This window comes from Pseudonocardia terrae (genome assembly GCF_021343995.1).
GTDB classification, from domain to species: domain Bacteria; phylum Actinomycetota; class Actinomycetes; order Mycobacteriales; family Pseudonocardiaceae; genus Pseudonocardia; species Pseudonocardia terrae.
The window spans coordinates 115,445-133,080 of sequence record NZ_JAJTTE010000008.1 but is presented as its reverse complement, the minus strand read 5'-3'; the positions used below and the strand labels follow the sequence as shown (position 1 = coordinate 133,080).

Annotated in this window: 14 protein-coding genes; 11 read left to right on the top strand and 3 right to left on the bottom strand. The window is 72.8% G+C overall.

What is annotated here, in order from left to right:
* Nucleotides 1–24: 24 nt before the first annotated feature.
* A complete protein-coding gene (locus LWC33_RS07790; RefSeq protein WP_233303552.1) occupies nucleotides 25–4,476 on the top strand; it encodes a cation-translocating P-type ATPase in 4,452 nt (1,483 codons plus the stop codon).
* 662 nt (nucleotides 4,477–5,138) lie between these two features.
* Nucleotides 5,139–5,729, top strand: coding sequence for an HD domain-containing protein (locus LWC33_RS07785; RefSeq protein ID WP_233303551.1), 591 nt, complete (start codon nucleotides 5,139–5,141; stop codon nucleotides 5,727–5,729).
* On the opposite strand, the gene LWC33_RS07780 is transcribed toward LWC33_RS07785, so the two are convergent.
* The 3 genes from LWC33_RS07780 to LWC33_RS07770 all read right to left on the bottom strand — a co-directional run bounded on the left by LWC33_RS07780 (nucleotide 5,721) and on the right by LWC33_RS07770 (nucleotide 7,585).
* On the bottom strand, nucleotides 5,721–6,203 hold the full coding sequence (locus tag LWC33_RS07780; RefSeq protein WP_233303550.1) for an NUDIX hydrolase: 483 nt from the start codon (nucleotides 6,201–6,203) through the stop codon (nucleotides 5,721–5,723). The genes LWC33_RS07785 and LWC33_RS07780 overlap by 9 nt on opposite strands.
* Nucleotides 6,204–6,210: 7 nt before the next feature.
* Entirely contained in the window at nucleotides 6,211–6,960 is a 750-nt protein-coding gene (locus LWC33_RS07775) for a helix-turn-helix domain-containing protein (RefSeq protein ID WP_233303549.1), read from the bottom strand.
* A gap of 289 nt (nucleotides 6,961–7,249) precedes the next feature.
* On the bottom strand, nucleotides 7,250–7,585 hold the full coding sequence (locus tag LWC33_RS07770) for a helix-turn-helix domain-containing protein (RefSeq protein ID WP_233303548.1): 336 nt from the start codon (nucleotides 7,583–7,585) through the stop codon (nucleotides 7,250–7,252).
* Between the two features lie 137 nt (nucleotides 7,586–7,722).
* On the opposite strand from LWC33_RS07770, the gene LWC33_RS07765 reads away from it, so the two are divergent.
* The 9 genes from LWC33_RS07765 (at nucleotide 7,723) to mobF (ending at nucleotide 17,629) form a co-directional block, all read left to right on the top strand.
* A complete protein-coding gene (locus tag LWC33_RS07765) occupies nucleotides 7,723–8,073 on the top strand; it encodes a helix-turn-helix domain-containing protein (RefSeq protein WP_233303547.1) in 351 nt (116 codons plus the stop codon).
* On the top strand, nucleotides 8,070–8,303 hold the full coding sequence (locus tag LWC33_RS07760) for a hypothetical protein (RefSeq protein WP_233303546.1): 234 nt from the start codon (nucleotides 8,070–8,072) through the stop codon (nucleotides 8,301–8,303). Before LWC33_RS07765 ends, LWC33_RS07760 begins: the two co-directional genes overlap by 4 nt.
* Nucleotides 8,304–8,419: 116 nt before the next feature.
* Nucleotides 8,420–8,884: a WhiB family transcriptional regulator gene (locus LWC33_RS35870; RefSeq protein ID WP_308190919.1), complete on the top strand. Its 465-nt coding sequence runs from the start codon at nucleotides 8,420–8,422 to the stop codon at nucleotides 8,882–8,884.
* Nucleotides 8,881–9,384, top strand: a complete 504-nt coding sequence (locus LWC33_RS07745; RefSeq protein WP_233303545.1) for a hypothetical protein — start codon at nucleotides 8,881–8,883, stop codon at nucleotides 9,382–9,384. The genes LWC33_RS35870 and LWC33_RS07745 overlap by 4 nt, the downstream gene beginning before the upstream one ends.
* 3 nt (nucleotides 9,385–9,387) lie before the next feature.
* Nucleotides 9,388–11,223 carry a type IV secretory system conjugative DNA transfer family protein gene (locus LWC33_RS07740; protein ID WP_233303544.1) on the top strand — a complete coding sequence of 612 codons (1,836 nt, stop codon included), beginning with the start codon at nucleotides 9,388–9,390 and terminating at the stop codon, nucleotides 11,221–11,223.
* Between the two features lie 2 nt (nucleotides 11,224–11,225).
* Nucleotides 11,226–11,642 carry a hypothetical protein gene (locus LWC33_RS07735; protein WP_233303543.1) on the top strand — a complete coding sequence of 139 codons (417 nt, stop codon included), beginning with the start codon at nucleotides 11,226–11,228 and terminating at the stop codon, nucleotides 11,640–11,642.
* The gene (locus tag LWC33_RS07730) at nucleotides 11,639–12,289 is read left to right on the top strand and encodes a hypothetical protein (protein ID WP_233303542.1); all 651 of its coding nucleotides are present in this window, start codon (nucleotides 11,639–11,641) and stop codon (nucleotides 12,287–12,289) included. Before LWC33_RS07735 ends, LWC33_RS07730 begins: the two co-directional genes overlap by 4 nt.
* Before the next feature lie 14 nt (nucleotides 12,290–12,303).
* Entirely contained in the window at nucleotides 12,304–13,104 is an 801-nt protein-coding gene (locus LWC33_RS07725; RefSeq protein WP_233303541.1) for a hypothetical protein, read from the top strand.
* A gap of 202 nt (nucleotides 13,105–13,306) precedes the next feature.
* Nucleotides 13,307–17,629 carry a MobF family relaxase gene (mobF, locus tag LWC33_RS07720; RefSeq protein WP_233303587.1) on the top strand — a complete coding sequence of 1,441 codons (4,323 nt, stop codon included), beginning with the start codon at nucleotides 13,307–13,309 and terminating at the stop codon, nucleotides 17,627–17,629.
* The last annotated feature ends 7 nt before the right edge of the window (nucleotides 17,630–17,636 follow it).

The following is a 17,636-nucleotide window of genomic DNA, read 5'->3' as shown; positions in this document are numbered from 1 at the left end:
ACGTCGTGACCGCGGGAGCACCTCGTGCTGCAGCGCATGGTCGACCTGGCCGCCGCGACCGCCGGGACGGTTGCCGGCACCGTCGTCGGCCTGGCCGGCGGCGTCGTCGACGTGTTCTCGATGGTCGGCTCCGGGATCGCGTCCGCATCATCGGAGCGGGCCCACCTGCCCGTACGGGGTGTCCATGCCGACGCCGACGCGGCGGCGGGCGTCGAGCGCGCGATCGAGCGGCACCCGGGCGTGCGCCGCGCCGAGGTGAACGGCGTGCTCGGCTCGGTCATGGTCGAGTTCGACGCGGAACGGGTGCAGGCGCGCCACATCGCCGAGATCGTTCGGACGGCCGAGGAGGAATGCGGCCTCGCAGCCGCGCCGCGCTCCCGGCACGAGCATCCCGGGCACCCGGCCCGCGCGCTGCGGGAGGCGGCCCTGCTGGGACTGCACACCGCCGGCCTGGCCTACACCACAGTGGGCCGGGCAGTGCCCCTCCCGCCGGTCGCGTTCCTGGGCACGGTGGCCTCGTTGATCGACTCGACGCCCCGGCTGCGCGCGTTGCTGGTGTCGGCGTTCGGCGAGTCGGTGACCGACGTGGTGCTGAACGACGCCGCGGCGATCTCCAACGCGGTGGGGAAGCGGCCGGTCGGGCTGGTTGCCGACGCCTGCCAGCGGTACGTCCTGCACCGGGAGGCTCACACGCGGCGGAAGGCCTGGATCGGTTGGGAGGGCGCGCTCGCCTCCGTGGGAGGCGGCCACCGCGCTGCGCCGGTCGTGGAGCGGCGTCGACCCGTGATCCTGCCGCCCGGGCCGGTGGAGAAGACGACCGACCGGGCCGCGCTACTCGCGGTCGGTGTCAGCATCCTGCTGCTGGGCCTGGCCGCGCCGACACCGCCGGCCGGCGCGGCACTCGCCGCCGGCGTACCCAAGGCCGCGCAGGCGGGCCGACAGGCGTTCGCCGCGCGCGTGGGGCGTGACCTCGCCGAGCGGGGGAGCCTGCTGATCGACCCCGCGGCCCTGCGGCGCCTCGACCGGGTGTCGACGATCGTGCTCGACGCGGACGTGCTGTGCACGGGGCGACACGTCGTCGACGAGGTGGAGCCCGTCCTCGAGTCGACCGAGCGCGAGATGTCCGAGCTCGTCGAGCGCGTACACGACCTCGTCGACCTGCGCCGGCCGATGCGGCGCCGCACCAGTGGGGGCTGGTCGGTCGAACCGGTCGGCCACACCAGGGCGCCGACGGCGCGGATCCGCGAGGCCGCGGCCGAGCTGGGTCGACGTGCCCCCGTCGTCCTGGCTCTGCGCCGCGACGGCGCGCTCCTCGCCCTGGTCGGGGTGGGAGAGGAACTCGACCCGTACGCCGAGGCGATCGTCGCAGCTGCCGGCCGCGCGGGCCTGGTGCTGGTGGCAGGTTCGCGCCAGCTGGCTCGGCGGCTGGACGCCGACGGCGAGGTGGCGGGTGGGGCGGATCTCGCCGATGCGGTCGCCTCCCTGCAGCGCGACGGTCACGTGGTCGGGTTGGTGAGCCGCGACGCGGCTGCCCTCGACCGTGCCGATCTGGCGATCGGGTTCGTCCCGGGCCGTGCCGTCGCGCCGCCCTGGACGGCCGACGTGCTGTGCAGCACGGCGGCAGAGGTGTGCCTGGTGCTCGACGCCGTCGACCCCGCCGCGTCGACCAGCCGTCGGGCCGCGCAACTCGCGGTCGCCGGATCCGCGCTGGGCGGGGTCCTCGCGCTGCTCGGCCCGCCGGGCGGCGCGAGCGGTCGGGCGACGGTCGCGGTACACACCGCGGCCCTGCTCGCCTTCGGCTACGGAACGTGGTCCGGGTCGGGACCCGGGCGGCGGCCGGCACCGGTGCCGTCGGACCGGACCCCGTGGCACGCCATGTCGACGCGTGCGGTGTTGGAGGTCCTGGGCAGCTCCGGGACGGGCCTGACCGAGCAGGAGGCGCGGCGCCGCCACGGCGAGCGGCCGGCCGCCGCCGACGAGTCCGAGGTCGGCATCCTCCGGGCGTCGATGGAGGAGCTCGCGAACCCGGTCACTCCGGCGCTCGGGGCCGGTGCCGGGATCTCCGCGGCGATGGGATCGCTCCTGGACCCCCTGCTCATCCTTGGCGTGCTGGCGGTCAGTGCGCTGATCGGTGGAGGGCAGCGGGTCGGCGCGCAGCGGGCGCTGCGCACACTCCGGCACGGCACCGCCACCCGGGTACGGGTGCGGCGCCATGACTCCGAGTCCGAGCGCCGCAGCGACGAACTGGTACGCGGCGACCTGGTCCGGCTGCACGCCGGTGATGCCGTGCCCGCCGACTGCCGCGTCCTCACCGCCCACGACCTCGAGGTCGACGAGTCGTCCCTGACCGGGGAGTCGATCCCTGTCCGGAAATCCCCCAGGGCGAGCAGCGCCCGCGCGGTGGCCGACCGCCGCTCCATGCTCTACGAGGGCACCGTCGTGGCGGCCGGGCGCGGGACCGCGGTCGTGGTGGCCACCGGGGGCGCCACCGAGGTCGGCCGGAGCCTACGTCGCAACGGGGAGGAAGCGCCGCCGACCGGCGTCGAGGTCCGATTGCGCGAGCTCACCGCGCGGGTCCTGCCGCTCACGCTCGGGGCGGGTGCGCTGGTGATCGGGATCGACCTCCTCCGTCGGCGACCCCCGGCCGCGGCCCTGACCCGTGCGGTCGGTCTGGCGGTGGCCGCGGTGCCGGAGGGTCTGCCCTTCGTCGCCACGGTGGCCGAACTCGCGGCCGCCCGGCGGCTCTCCGGCCGTGGGGCCCTGGTCCGCAACTCCTCGACCATCGAGGCCCTCGGCCGGGTCACCGCGCTGTGTTTCGACAAGACGGGCACGCTCACGGAAGGCCGGATCAGCCTCCGTCGGGTCTCCGACGGCACCCGCACGGTGGCCGTGGACGACGACCCGTTGACCGACGAGATGCGGGACGTCGTCGCGGTTGCGGTGCGGGCGAGCCCGTTCCGCGCCGCCGCCGGCCAGGTGACCCACCAGACCGACCGGGCCGTCCTGCGCGGCGCGGAGCGGCTCGGGATCGCCGCGGAGAACGGCCACGCGGTGGTCGAGCAGATCGACGAGCTGCCCTTCGAGACCCACCGCGGCTACCACGCGACCCTGTGGCAGGGGCGCAGTGGCGGCCGCATCAGCGTCAAGGGCGCTCCGGAGGTCGTGCTGCCGCTCTGCACCAGGAGGCTGCGGAACGGGGACACGTCCACCGTGGACGACCGGGCTCGAGCGGAGATCGACGCCGAGGTGCACCGGCTCGCCCTCGGCGGGCACCGGGTGCTCGCCGTCGCCCAGCGCCGCGTGTCCGGGCTGTCCCGACTGGCCGAGGCGGACGTGACCGGGCTGGAGTTCCGCGGCCTCGTCGCCCTGGTGGATCCCGTCCGGCCGACGGCGGCACGCTCGGTCGCCGCGCTGCGCGCCGCCGGAGTCGAGATCGCGATGATCACGGGCGACCATCCCAGCACCGCCCAGTCGATCGCGGCCGACCTCGACCTGCTCGACGGTCGCGGGGTCCTGACCGGCGCCGACCTCGACCGGCTCGACGACGCGCAACTCGGCGAGGCGATGACCGGCACCGCGGTCTACGCGCGGGTCACCCCTGCACAGAAGGCCCGGATCGTCCGCGTGCTCCAACAGGCCGGCCACGCGGTCGCCGTCACCGGCGACGGGGCCAACGACGCCGCCGCGATCCGGCTCGCCGACGTCGGGATCGCGCTCGGCTCCCGCGCCACCCCGGCCGCGCGCGAGGCCGCCGATGTCGTGATCACCGACGACCGCATCGAGACCCTCACCGACGCCGTCGTCGAGGGCCGGGGCATGTGGGCGTCGGTGCGGGACGCGCTGTCGATCCTGCTCGGCGGGAACCTCGGCGAGGTCGCCTACACCGTCGGCACCGGGCTGGTCGGGGGGCCCGGGAGCCTCAACGCCCGGCAGCTGCTGCTGATCAACATGCTCACGGACGTCCTGCCGGCCATGGCCGTGGCCGTCCGCCCGCCGCCGGACGTCAGTGCCGAGAAGCTGCTCGCCGAGGGGCCCGACCGCTCTCTCGGCGGCTCCCTGATCCGGGACATCGCCGTGCGCGCGAGCATCACGGCGCTCGCCGCCGGAGCCGCCTGGCTGGCCGCGCGCCCGGTGAGCACCCCCGGGCAGGCCGGCACCACCGGACTCGTCGCCCTCGTCGGTGCACAGCTCGGACAGACCCTGGCCGTGCGCGGACGGACGCCGCTCGTGGCGCTCGCCGTCGCCGCCTCCGTCGCGCTGCTCGCCCTGGCGGTCCAGACACCCGGCATCAGCCATGTCGTCGGCTCCCGCCCGTTGCTCCCCCATCAGTGGGGGATCGCCGTGGTCGCGTCCCTCGCCGCCACCGTCGCGCAGCTGCTCGCCCAACGCGTGACCGACCGGACCGGCGCCGGTCCGTCAGCAGCCGGTCACCGTACGTCCACCTCGCCCGTTCCGGCCGGTCATCGAAAGCCGTGAAACTCGGTCCACCTCGGAGGAAGGGGTGGAGACGATGAGCGAGATCCTCACGGCGGTGCTGGTGACCGCCGCCGCGGCGCTCCTGGAACGCCTCGCTGTGCGCCTCGCCCGCACCCTCTGGGGTGCACTCCGTCCGGCCACCGCGTAGCCGGGTCGGCTCGACCGGGGCCCTGCCGAGCGTCGGCCGAGGAGTCTCGTCCGGCCGAGGCCACCGAGCCCGCCGGACGGATCACGGGTGTCGAGTCACGGAGTGGCGGTAGCGCCAGGCCCCGGTGTCGTCGGGAAGCTCTTCGACGCGTTGGCCGTGGCCGGTTGGGTCGGCGAGTGGGCCTTCGAAGTCGGTGTCGGCGCCTGACGAGCACGCGGCCGTCGGTCCGCGCAGCGTCGAGGACGAGCGCACCGCTGGTCATCGGTGGTGCCCCCGGCAGGATTCGAACCTGCGACACCCGCTTTAGGAGTCTTCTCTCACGGCTGTGCACGGCTCTCACCAGCGGATTATGAGGAGTCTCTGGTCGTTCCCTTAGCTCCACAGGCATGTGTGGGCATCAGTTCGCTCCATGTCTGGCTCCATGCTCGCGTGCGACAGCAGATGGCCGCGGCTGCTGGACGTTGCGGTGGGCGCGAATAGTCCCGATCACGCGCGGCTCTGTAGCGTCGTCTGCGTGAGCACGGAGAAGCGGGAGAGCCTGCGACCGGATGGCTGGTCGAGCCTTACGTCCCGTGCGCAGCGCTTGTCTAGGGCGCTCGTCGCTCCGCTTGGCCGGAGGTGGACCCACACCCAGGCAGTGGCGTCTCGCGCGGCGTCTGCGGAGGCGGCTGTTGACGCCTTGGAGCGCCAGAACCTCGTCGCGGCCGCGTGGTTGCACGACATCGGATATTCACCCGAGATCGGGCACACCCGCTTCCACCCTCTCGACGGCGCTCGCTACCTGCGCGACGAGGGCTGGCCGGAGATCATCGTGAACCTCGTGGCCCACCATTCGGGCGCCCGCTTCGAGGCGAAGCAACGCGGCTTGGCGGACGAGCTGGCGGAGTTCCCGTTTCCGGATGGGCCCCTGCTCGACGCGCTCGCGCTGGCGGACCTGACGACCGGGCCGTCGGGGGAGCCGCTGACTTATGACGAGCGGATCGCGGAGATCTTGCGTCGGTACCCGGAGGACGATCCGGTGCATCAGGCGTGGCTCGAGGCCGGACAGGTGCTGCGGGAGTCGGTGCGGCGTGCGGAGGCCCGGATGGTCAGCGGGTCAGCCTAGGTACGGCTCTGTGCGGGTCCCGTCGAGCGCGTGGTCGATCCGCGTCCGCATGGACTGGTGGATGCTGAGGGCGGGCAGGTCCGCGGGGTCGACCCACTTGGCGGCCTTGGTCTCGGTGCCGTCCTCGCGGGGCTTCTCGGACTCGTCGACCGGCACGGCGTGGAAGCAGAGGGAGAACTGTTGGCGTACTTCGCCGTCGTCGTACTTCATGACGTGGCGGGGATCGGTGTAGGTGCCGACGAGCCCGGTGAGGCGGACGTCGATGCCGGTTTCCTCGCGGACCTCGCGGATGGCTGTGTCGGTAATGCTCTCGCCCGGGTCGTGCCCACCGCCGGGGAGTGCCCAGTAGTCGTTGTCGATCTTGTGGATGAGGAGGATCTGACCGGAGCTGTTTCGGACGGCAACGGTCACCGAGGGGACCACGCTGTTGATACCGGGTGCGTCCGGGTCGTCGAAGTAGTCGACGCGGCCCATGTGTGCTCTACCTTCCGGGGGGTTCGGGGTCGGCGATCTCCCACACGCGCTCGAAGGAGCGCATGTAGTGCTCCCACAGTGAGCCGCCGTCGAGGCGGCGGATGTGGAGCATCGGGTTCTGGCCTGCGAGCGAGCCGAAGGCGTGGCCGTTGATGAGCGCCTGGTCGTCGAAGCGGTAGATGGAGTTATAGAGGATCGTGCCGTGGGTGCGGACCTCGACGCCGGGTAGGCCGGCGACGTCCTGCAGGTAGCGCCGCATCATCTGGATGCGGCCCTCCAGGCCGCCGGTGGTGCCTTCCTCCTCGGCGCGCTGAATGACCGCGGGTGAGGTGTGGTCTCCGACGACGAAGCGGAAGCGGACGCCCTCGGCGGCCTTGGCGCGCACGACCGGCAGGATGTTGTGCTGCTCGACGAGGAACTGGCCGGAGAACACAAGAACGTCCATGGCCTCGCGGACTTCGTGGATGAGCTCGGTCCAGAGCGCGAACGGGACCGCCGAGCGGGACGGGTAGAGGTGGATGAGCTCGGCGACGCCGTTGGTGGGCGCCGAGGGCTGACGGGGGTTGGCTGGCCAGAGGTGGGTCTCCTCGACCCGGAGAAGCGCGGCCACGCGCTGGCGGGTTGTGCGGTGCGGTGTGCGGCCGTCGGCGTTGACCCATCGCTCCACGGTCTTGGGGTCGACGTCCACCTGCGCGGCGATCTGCTCGATCGTCAGGCTGGCCGCGTCCATTGCGGCCTGGAGGCGGATGTTCGGCACAGGATCATCATCCACAAGTCGGGACGTTCTCGGGACGTTTTCGACCAACCGGGGTCGTCTTGGACGTCTGGAAACGGCCCGTGAAGTGCGGTTTTGGCGTCCGTGCTTCCGCGGTCCACTGATACCCATGAAGCCGACCGAAGGCCCAGGCTGCCACTCAGCACCACTCGTGACTCGCATCGAGTGTGCCTCCGTGTCCGAGTGTGCCCCCGTGTGCGCCCTGCCGGAGGCGTTCCCGGAGATCCACGCTGGCGCCTATGACGCCAGGCGGAACGGAGAACAAACAAGATCAGGTCGCCTTGCCCACCGTGCGCTCCAGGGCTTCGATCCGCCGCCGCAGATCGCGGAGTTCCCTGCGGACCGAGGCGAGCTCGTCGGGTGGCAGCGGCTCCGACAGCGGCCGCCCGCGGAGGACGTTTCCGAGGTGCTCCCTCGGCCAGCCCAGGGCGGTCGATAACGAGACGAGGGTGCGGGGCTGCCGGCGGCGGGTGTTCAGCACGTGGACCAGCTCACGGACCGTCGTCAGCGACACCCCGGACTTGGCGGCGAGGTCGGTCATGGTCATGCCTAGCTCGTCGAGCCGCGCACGCATCGCGTCGCCCACGGCAGTCCAGTCCTGGTCCACGCAGCCTCCTGTGGTGAGTGCTCGTCGAGCGTAGCTAGAGCGCGATCCCGAGCGCGGTTCACACCCGCAAGACTGTTGACGGACTATCAATTTATGACCAAACTGAGCGTGAAAGTGGCAACGGAGGGATGAGAGGGATGACTGACAAGCGCGAGGTAGGGGATGACGAGACGCCTCCGATGGGCGACAGCTGGCGGGGATCGGCGGGACGCCCCGCGTTCTACACCGCCGCGGAGACAGCGGAGATCCTCCGGCTGGACGAGTCAACGCTGTACCGGCACCTCCGGAACGGGACATTCCCCGGACTCAAGATCGGTGGCCGGTATGTAGTACCCGGGGCGGTGATCGAGCGGCTGGTCGATGACGTTCTGGCCACCGGCCGCTGCGTCGATCTGGGGAAGTGGACAACACGGTGGCGCCACGACCAGGTCGCCGCGCTCGCGCGTCTGACGACGACGGACGTCGAGCTTCCCGGAGGTGTGGCGTGAGCGCGGTCGGTGTCCTGATCTTCATGTCGGTGCTCGGCGCGTTCATCTGCGCGAAGGTGCGGGCCGCGGGCGGCGCAATCGTCTTCTCGCTGGTCGCGTTGGTGCTGTTCATTGCTACGCCGGTCGGTCAGGGGCTGCCCGACGCGATCGGGTCGTTCCTGACCGCGGTGGACAACGCCTCGACCCCGGCGCTCAACGGCGGCGGCCAAGAAGCGGGTGTCGGGCAGTGAGCTCGCATGGACAGGCAGGGCGTTCAACGGCGGGTCGGCCCGGCGACGGGTTCTTGGCGGGACACAGCCGCCGGGCCGATCTCTCCACACATCAGCAGACGACAGGAGAGGTTCCGATGGTAGGCCGAGACAGAGACAAGGAGCAGGCCTGGGCGGCCCGCGCGCGGTGCCGAGGGATGGACACCGAAGTGTTCATCCCGGTCGCCGAGGTCGGCCCGGTTCGCGACGGCGAGGTGGCCCGCGCCAAGGCCGTCTGCGCCGAGTGCCCGGTGCGCGAGCTGTGCCTCGACTGGGCGCTGGTGGCACTGCCATACGGCGTGGCAGGCGGGCTCGACGAGCAGGAGCGCGCCGAGTTGCGCCGCGACCGCGGCGGGTGGATCTCCGAGCGCATGCGGCCGACGCTCGCCGTTCCGGTCGGTGCAAGAGACCTCCCGCCCCGAGAGCGGGGCGAGGTGATCGCCGCCGGTCGCCAGGCGCTGTCCCAGGGGATCTCGCGCCCGCGCGTGGCGGTCGAGTTCGGAGTCTCGCGGCGCACAGTCGACCGCTGGGCCGCCGGCCTTCACTACGGGGGTGTCCGATGAGCGCGATCTCGCGTCGGCTGCAGACGCTGTTGGAGGAGGTCGCGGTCGAGCAGTTCGAGGGCCAGGTGGTCGTCGAGCCGATCGAGGGATACCAGATCCTGACCCGCCGACGACTGGCCGACCCGCTGCCCGGAGTGCAGGCCGCGGCGGTGCTCCGCGACGCCGCCCGGCGGGTGCTGGTCGACGCCGTCGAGGCCGCGCGTGCGGCGGGCCGTTCGTGGGATGAGGTTGGCGAGGCTCTCGACCTGCCCGACGACGCCGAGCCGGCCGGCGAGGTGGCGTTCGCGCTCGTCGTCGAGCGACGCGAGCCCGAGCGCCCGCAAGAGCTGTTCCAGGTGCCCGCGACGTCATGGCGCTGCGGCTCGTGCGGCGAGCTCGTGAGCGATCGAGGGCCGTTCGAGTCGCACCCGGTCGACAACGAGTCCGGCCACGCCGCCGACTGCGCGCGGCACGTCGCGGACGTGCGTGCGTGGCGCGAGCGCACCGGCTGGGAGGACTGACCGATGGACGTGTTGTGGAGCCCGACCCCGCTGCTCCTGCTCGGCCTGGTCGCCGCGGCGGTGCTGGTCTGGGCCCGACGGGCTCGAGGAATCGCCCTCGGTCTGGGGCTGCTCGCGTTGCTGCCCGCGCTGACGATCCTGTGGGCCTTGCCGTGGCCGCTGCTGCTTGTGCCCTCCCTCGGGCTGCTGGTTCTCGTGCGGTACCGGTGGTCGCGGTCGGCGTCGGTCGTGTCCCGCTGGGGCGCACGGTCACGGCGCAAGTCCGGTGTCGCGTCATCGCTCGACATTGTCCGGTTCGGCGGGTCCGCGGCGATGCTGCGCCGCGCCCCCACCGTGCGTCCGTCGTTGGAGGCGCGGTCGCGGTGGGAGCTGATGACCCTCCCGGTGCCCGAGGTGGCGGTGCGGTTGTGCCGCTCCGGTGGGCAGTGGGTGTGGTCGTCGAACGAGAACGTCGTGCTCACCGTCGGCGGGCCGCGGTCCGGCAAGTCCGGCTGGCTGGCCGGGCAGATCATCGACGCCCCCGGCGCAGTCCTAGCCACCAGCACCCGCCTGGACCTCCTCGAACTGTGCACCCCCTACCGCGAGCGCAAGGGCCCGGTCCTGGTGTTCAACCCGGCCGGTCTCGGCGACGTCGCCTCCACGGTCACCTTCGACCCACTCACCGGCTGCGAGGACCCCGTCGCCGCGGCGGAGCGCGCAGCCGACCTGCTCTCGGCGGTGTCGTCCTCCGGCGGAGGCGACCGCGAGTACTGGGAGCTCCAAGGCCGCCGGGTCCTGGAGGCGCTGCTGCACGCCGCCGCTCTGGGGCACAGGTCGATGCGGGAGGTCATGGACTGGACCGCCGACCCCGAGACCGCGCGCAAGGAGGTGACCGCGCTGCTGCGCCGGTCGCCGGAGCAGGGGTTCGGGGTGTCGTTCGAGCAGTTTGTGACCACCAACGACCGCACCCGAACCTCGATCACCTCGACCATCATGCCCGCGCTCGGTTGGCTCACCTCCGCACCCGCACGAGCCGCCGCAGGCCTTGGACCTGAGGGCGCCCGCCCTCTCGACGTCAGCGACCTCCTCACCGTGCGGGGCACGGTGTTCCTGCTCGGCGGTGAAGAGTCCCCGACCGCGCCGCTGGTGTGCGCGTTGACCGGGTACATCGCCCGAGAGGCCCGCCGGATCGCGGCCACCAAGCCGGGCGGCCGCCTCGACCCGGGGCTGCGGCTCGCGCTCGACGAGGCCGCGCTGATTTGCCCCGTCCCCCTTGAATCGTGGACCGCGGACATGGGCGGGCGTGGGGTGTCGATCCTCGTCGTCGTCCAGTCCCGCGCGCAGCTGCTTGCCCGCTACGGCGAGCACGGCGCGGCGACAATCCTGAACAACGCCGGCGCGGTGATGGTGTTTGGTGGCACCCGAGACCGCGACGACCTCCAGTTCTGGTCCACCCTCACCGGCGAGCGCGACGAACCTGCTGACACCCTCGACCAGCGAGGGAACACCGTGGCCCGGGGCACCCGCAAGACCTCGGTGTTGTCCCCAGCGCAGATCGCGAACCTGCCCGCCGGGAAGGTGCTGGTGATTCGCCGCGGCATGCCGCCGGTCGTCGGGTGGGCACAGATGGCCTGGAGGCGCCGCGATGTGCGCTGGACTCGGCTGTCCCGCCGACGCCCGCACATGGCCGGACGGGTCGTTCGCACCGTGGACAAGGTCCCGGCGGCCCGCTGGGTCCTGCGGCGCTGGGTGCCCGGTTGGCCGGGCCCGCAGTTCACTCGACCCGCCTCGCCCGCACTGCCCGGCGACGTCCTGGTCATCGACGGAGAGATCGTCCCGACCCCCGCGAGGGAGGAGTAGCCATGTCCGACAACGCCTTCTCCATGCAGGACTGGCCCGAACCCGACCCCGCATCGGTGCCGCTGACTCGCGCCGAGGCCGTCGAGCTGCTGGCCGAGCAGACAGGCCGCTCCCGCGACGTCGCCGAGACGATGGTCCGGGACTACCTCGACGACACAAGCGCCCGCCTCGGCTACTCGGTGCACCAGTGGGGGCTCGACACCGGCGACGTCGCCGAGATCCGCCGCGGCTACGAATGGGTGGACTACGAGCGCGGCGAGAACCCGGCTGACGCCCGGGCCCGAGCTGCGGTCAACGCCGCCGGGTGGGCCGAGACCGCCGCCGGGGTCGGCCGTGAGCAGAGCCCCGGCTACGCCTCCCGTGCCGAGCAGCAGGCGGCGGTGTGGGCCGAGCGGGCCGAGGACGGGTGGTCGGCATGATTCCGCCCAACCCTTCCGAGCCGGATGCCGCGGTGGCGGGCCTCGCTCGTGAGGTCGACGGCCTGCGCCGGCTGGTCGCCCCGCTCCCGGCCCGGGTGGACACCGTCTCGCAGCTGCTCGCCGAGCTGGGGGAGACCGTCGTCGCGCTCAACGCGCGGAAGCCGCCGACCCCGGCGCCGTCCTGGCTGTTGGCTCCGACCGACCTCGAGGTGACCGGGCGGCTGCTCGACGAGCTCGCGGGCTGGCTCGCGCAGGTCTACCTGCGCTACCCGGACGCGGGCGAGTCGTTCCCGGACTGCTGGTGCTGGCATCCACACGTCGTCGAGGAGCTGCTCTGGCTCATGCACGCCTGGGCCGCCGCGTATCAGGGCCCGGCGGCGTCGGTGGCGCTGGCGGGGGACTGGCACGACCGCCAGCGCCCCGGCGTGGTCCGGCGAATCAAGGCGACGGCGGGGGTGTGCTCCCGGGAGAACCACCAGATCCGACCCGGCTGGCCGGACCGGATCACCGGCGCCCCTGCGGTTCCCTCCGAGGCTGACCTCGGCCGGATCGGGCAGTGGTGGGCAAGCGCCCGCGAGGAGCCGGCACCCGAACCGCCACCGTCGGACAGCTCGATCGCGACCACGCTGCGGGGAGGTGCATCGTGAGCTGGAAGCGGTCGGTGGTGTGGCTGCCCGGGCTCGCCGTAGCCGTCGGGGCGGCGATCGCGACCGCGCACGGCCTCTATGAGGTCGCCGTCGCTTCCCGGGTTCCGGAGCCCCTCGCCTGGCTCTACCCGCTGATCACCGACGGGCTCGCGCTCGTGGCCTACGCCGCAACCGCACGGCTACAGGGTTCGGCCGCCCGCTACGCGTGGACAGTCGTGGTCGTCGCTGCCGGGATGTCCGGGCTCGCTCAGGCCGCGTTCCTTGCAGGCGACGCCGGAGCGCTCGCGGCGCCGGCGTGGCTGCGGTTCGGGATCGGGGCCTGGCCCGCCGTCGCGGCCGCGGTGGTCGCGCACCTGCTGTACCTGCTCGCCGAGGGCGGCCGTACAGCGAACGACGGTGTTCAGCGTTCAGCCGGTGCCGTACAACCCGAGCCTGCGGCAGCGATCGATCATCCTGTCGACGCGCTTGCGTTGGGCCCGGCTACCGCCGGGCCGGGGTTGACCGACAACCCGCCGAACGGCACCGATGGACACGCGAGCGCGGCGTCCCCGGTCCAGCCGACCTCACCCGCTCCCGCACCGGCCCGCGAGAAGGCCCAGAACCTCGCCCGCGCGCACTTCGAGCGTCACCGCGCTTGGCCGACCGTCTCCGAGCTCCAAGACACCGCCGGCGTCTCCCGCGGCACCGCCTCCGCCGCGCTCAAGTCGCTCCGCGACGACGACACCAGCTCTGAGACCGCACCCATCTCCCTGCATCTGATCACTAACACGACCGACTCCACCCACTCCGACACCAGTCAGCAGACGAACGCATGACAACGACCAAGAACCACGACCACAGCCACAGCAACTACTCCGAACGAACTACTCAACGACCAAGATCAACGGACTCACACCTATGCATCACGATCCGAGGGGAGGGGCCGGCCTCCGGCCGCCCGATGCGCGCAAGCGTCTCCGCCGCCCTGCAAGTTGATCTCCACAACGTCATGTTCAAGATCGTTTCAGGGTGGTCGGGATGCTGACCGTGTCGTCGGGTTACAGCCCGGAGTACCTGCTCAAGGAGGTCGCCACCGGGCGGGAGAACTACTACACCGGCGCCGTGACCGAGGGGGAGCCGCCGGGCCGCTGGTGGGGTCGCGGCGCCGAGCAGCTGGGTCTGACCGGGCTGGTGGATGCGCAGGACATGCGGGCGGTGTTCGAGCGGTTCCTCGACCCGCGCGAGGACGGCTTCCGCGACCCCGCCCGGTGGGACGAAATCGGGACGCTCGGGCACACCGGGCGGCGGTTCAAGACCGAGGACGAGCTGTACAACCTGGCCCTTGAACGCGAGCCGAACGCCGGCCCTGAACGCCGTGCCGAACTGCGGGTGGAGGCGGGCAAGCAGGTCCGGCAGAACGTCGCCTTCCTGGACGTGACGTTCAGCGTTCAGAAGTCGGTGACCCTGCTGCACACCGCGTTCGAGGCCGAGGAGACCAAGGCCCGTAGAGCCGGTGACACGGTTACCGCGGACGCGTGGCGTCGGTTTCGGGGTGCGGTGGAGGACGCGATCTGGGCGGGCAACAACGCCGCCCTCGACTACCTGTCGGAGAAGGCGGGCTACTCGAGGGTCGGGCACCACGGCGGCGCCGCCGGCCGCTACGTCGACGCGCATGACTGGGTGGGGGCGTCGTTTTTCCAGCACGACTCGCGCGACCACGATCCGCAGCTGCACATCCACAACCCGATTCTCAACCGCGTCCAGGGCCCGGACGGGCAGTGGCGCACACTCGACGGCCGCTCGATCTATCGCTGGCGTGGTGCCGCCGGCGCGGTCGCCGAGCGCACCACCGAGGAGCGTCTGACCCACGCGCTGGGGATGGCGATCGCGACCCGCCCGGACGGCAAGGCTCGCGAGGTCGTCGGGGTCTCGCCCGAGGCGATGGCGCTGATCTCGTCTCGCCGACGAGATGTGACCGCCAAGGCGGCGGAGTTGATCGAGGGGTTCGAGGCCCGGTTCGGTCGGGCCCCGAACGGTCTGGAGCGCGACCGCCTCTCGCGCCAGGCGACGTTCGCTACCCGTCGGGCGAAGTCCCACGACGGGGAGACCCGCGAGCAGGTCCTCGACCGGGTCGATGCGCAGCTGCGCGCCGAGGTCGCCGACGGTCTCGCCGGCGTCGCGAAGGCGGCACTCGACGCCCGTGGTGCTGGGCCTGCCCCGCAGGAGTGGTCGCCGCAAGCGGTGATCGAGACCGCGCTCGCCGACGTCCAGTCCCGCAAGGCCGGCTGGACCCGCTCAGACCTGGTCCGGGCGATCAACGCCGCCCTGCCGGACACGCTCGGCACGCCCGAGGGCTCCGATGTCGGGAAGCTGCTGGACCAGCTCGCCGACGAGGCGATCCAGCACGCCACCCCGCTCGACGCCGCCCGCCCGGCCGAGGACGCGCTCCCGGCCGAGCTGCGCCTCGCCGACGGCTCGTCGGCCTACCAAGCTCCGGGCAGGCAGCTCTATGCCACGCCCGACCATGTCCGCACCGAGCGACTCCTCGTGGCCGCCACCCGCGGCGGGGGAGCGGCGACCGTCTCCGCGCCTGCGGTCGATGCGTTCCTGGCGAACCTGCGGGAGTCCGGGGTAGAGCTCGGCGTCGACCAGGCCGCCGCGGTCCGCGGGGTCCTCACCTCCGGCGCGCGCGTCGAGTCGCTCGTCGGCCCGGCCGGGACCGGCAAGTCCTTCGTCGTCGGAACCTTGGCCCGAGCGTGGTCCACCCACCCCGACCCCGAGACGGGAGCCGAGCGGCGGGTGTTCGGGCTGGCGACCTCGCAGATCGCCACCGAGGTCCTCACCGCCGAGGGCCTGACCTCCCGTAACGTCGCCCGCTGGCTCGCCACCCAGGACCGCCTCAGCGCACCCGAGGCCGAGCACCGCACCACCGGGGACGACGCCACGTGGCGGCTGCGCGCCGGCGACCTGGTGGTCGTCGACGAGTCCGCGATGACCGACACCCCCGCCCTCGCCGCCATCCACCGCCATGTTGACAACGCCGGGGCGAAGCTGCTGCTCGTCGGCGACCACCGCCAGCTCGCCGCCGTCGGCGCCGGCGGAGGAATGGACCTGCTCGCCGCAGCCGGCGCGCGCTACGAGCTCGCCGACGCCCGCCGCTTCCGCGACGAGTGGGAACGTGCCGCGTCCCTGCGGCTGCGCGCGGGCGATGAGTCGGTGCTGCGCGAGTACCACCGGCACGGCCGGCTCCTCGACTCCGGCACCGTCGCCGAGGCCGAGCAGTCCGCGACCCGCGCCTGGCTCGGCGACACCCTCGCCGGGAAGCGGTCACTGCTGCTGGTCGACACCAACGACCAGGCCGCCCGCCTGTCCGCGACCCTGCGCGCCGAGCTGGTCCGGCTCGGGCGCGTTGCCGAACACGGCGTCCCGCTCGGGCTGCAGGGCACCTACGCGGGCGTCGGAGACCTCGTGGAAGCCCGCGCAAACGCCTGGGACCTCGCCGGCGTCGAGGGCAACCGCCGCGGCCCGATCAACCGCGAGACCTACCGCGTCCTCGCCACCCGCGACGACGGCTCCCTCGAGGTCACTCCCGACCTCGAGCCGGACGCGGTCGAGGCGCAGCGGATTGTCCTGCCCAGCGCCTACGTGCGGGAGAACCTCGCGCTCGCCTATGCCTCGACCGTGAACTCCGCGCAGGGCACCACCGTCGACACCAGCCACACCGTCGTCAGCCCCCGCACCAGCCAGTCCGCGCTCTATGTCGGTATGTCCCGCGGCCGCGACGACAACACCGCCCACATCACCACCCGCACCGGCCCGGACGACGCCGCGGACGGCACCGACGCCCACCAGGTCCGCCGCGACCCGGTCGCCGCCCTCGCCGCCGTCCTCAACGACACCGAGCAGAGCGCCAGCCGCTCCGCGCTGGCCACCGCCACCGAATCCGCCGACGAGACCGCCTCGGTCCGTACCCCGGCCGAGCTCCTCGCCGACGCCGCCACCCTCGCCGCCACCCAGCGCACCGCGACCTGGCTCGACGAGCTCACCGCCGACGGCACGCTGGCCATCCGCGACCGAGCCCGCGTCGCCGCCGAGGACGGCGCCGCCTCGTTGACCCGGGTCCTGCGCTCTGCGGAGATCGCCGGGCGCGACGCCCGCCAGGTCCTGCGGGACGCCATCGCTGACCGACCCCTGGACGGAGTACGGAACGCCACCAACGTGATCTACCACCGCATCACCGAGGACCACCGCTTCGACCCCGTCGGCGGCTCCTGGGCTGACTGGACCCCGAGGATCGACGACCCCGACTGGCAGCACTACCTTGACGAGCTCGCCACCGCCGCGGACCGCCGCGCCGCCGAGCTCGGCGCCGAGGCCGCCGCGGCTGCGCCCGCCTGGGCGGTCGCGGCATTCGGCGAGGTCCCCGACGATCCGACCACCCGTGACCTCTGGATCGACGACGTCGGCCGCGTCGCTGCCTACCGCGAGCTCCGCGGCCACGACAGCGACGACGACGCCCTCGGCCCCGCACCCAAGCCCGGCCAGGTCGAGCAGTTCGCCGCCTACCGCGCTGCGTGGCGCTCCCTCGGCCGACCGGAGATCGACCGCGAGGAGCTGGAGCTGTCCGACGGCCAGCTCCGCGTCCGCATCCGCGCTGCCGAGCGCGAGGCCGCCTGGGCCCCGCGGTACGTCGGCAACGAGCTCGCCGGTACCCGCCAGGCGGCAGCCGCCCATCGTCAGGCCGCCGCCGCCCGCGCCGCCGAAGCCGAGTCAGCGCCCAGCGAGGCCCAGGCAGACCTCCGGCGCGAAGCAGCCGAAGGCGCTGCCCTCGCTGAGGTGCTGGACGAGCGCGCCGGACAGCTCGCTCAGCTCGACGACGCCCGCTCCCGCTGGCTCGCCCACACCGCCGCAACCCGAGCAGCAGGCGACCGCGCCCAGGCCGAGCTCGCGCTACGACGTGCAGGCGCCGAGCCCGAGCAGCAGGTCACCGCCGACGAGTGGCTCGCCGCGCACCGCGACGCCGACGTCGCCGAGGACCCGCACCGCGAGATCACCGAGGACTACGAGCTGCTCGACCGCCGCGCCGACGACCGCTTCGACGAGCCAGAACCTCCTGCGCACGATGTCCGCGAGGAGTCCACGCGGGAGCCGCTCCAGCTCGAGGAAGACGCCGTCCGCGTTCCCTCAGCCGAAGAGGTCACCACCTCACTCGACCGCGCCCACCGCGCCCTCGTCGAGATCAACACAAGGGACGCCTACGACGCCGGCCGCGAAGCACAGGAACGAGCGGCCGACCTCAACCGCTGGAGTGCAGATGATAGGGCAGCCGAGGAGGAGCTGACCCTCGTCGACGAGGGGTGACGCGCCG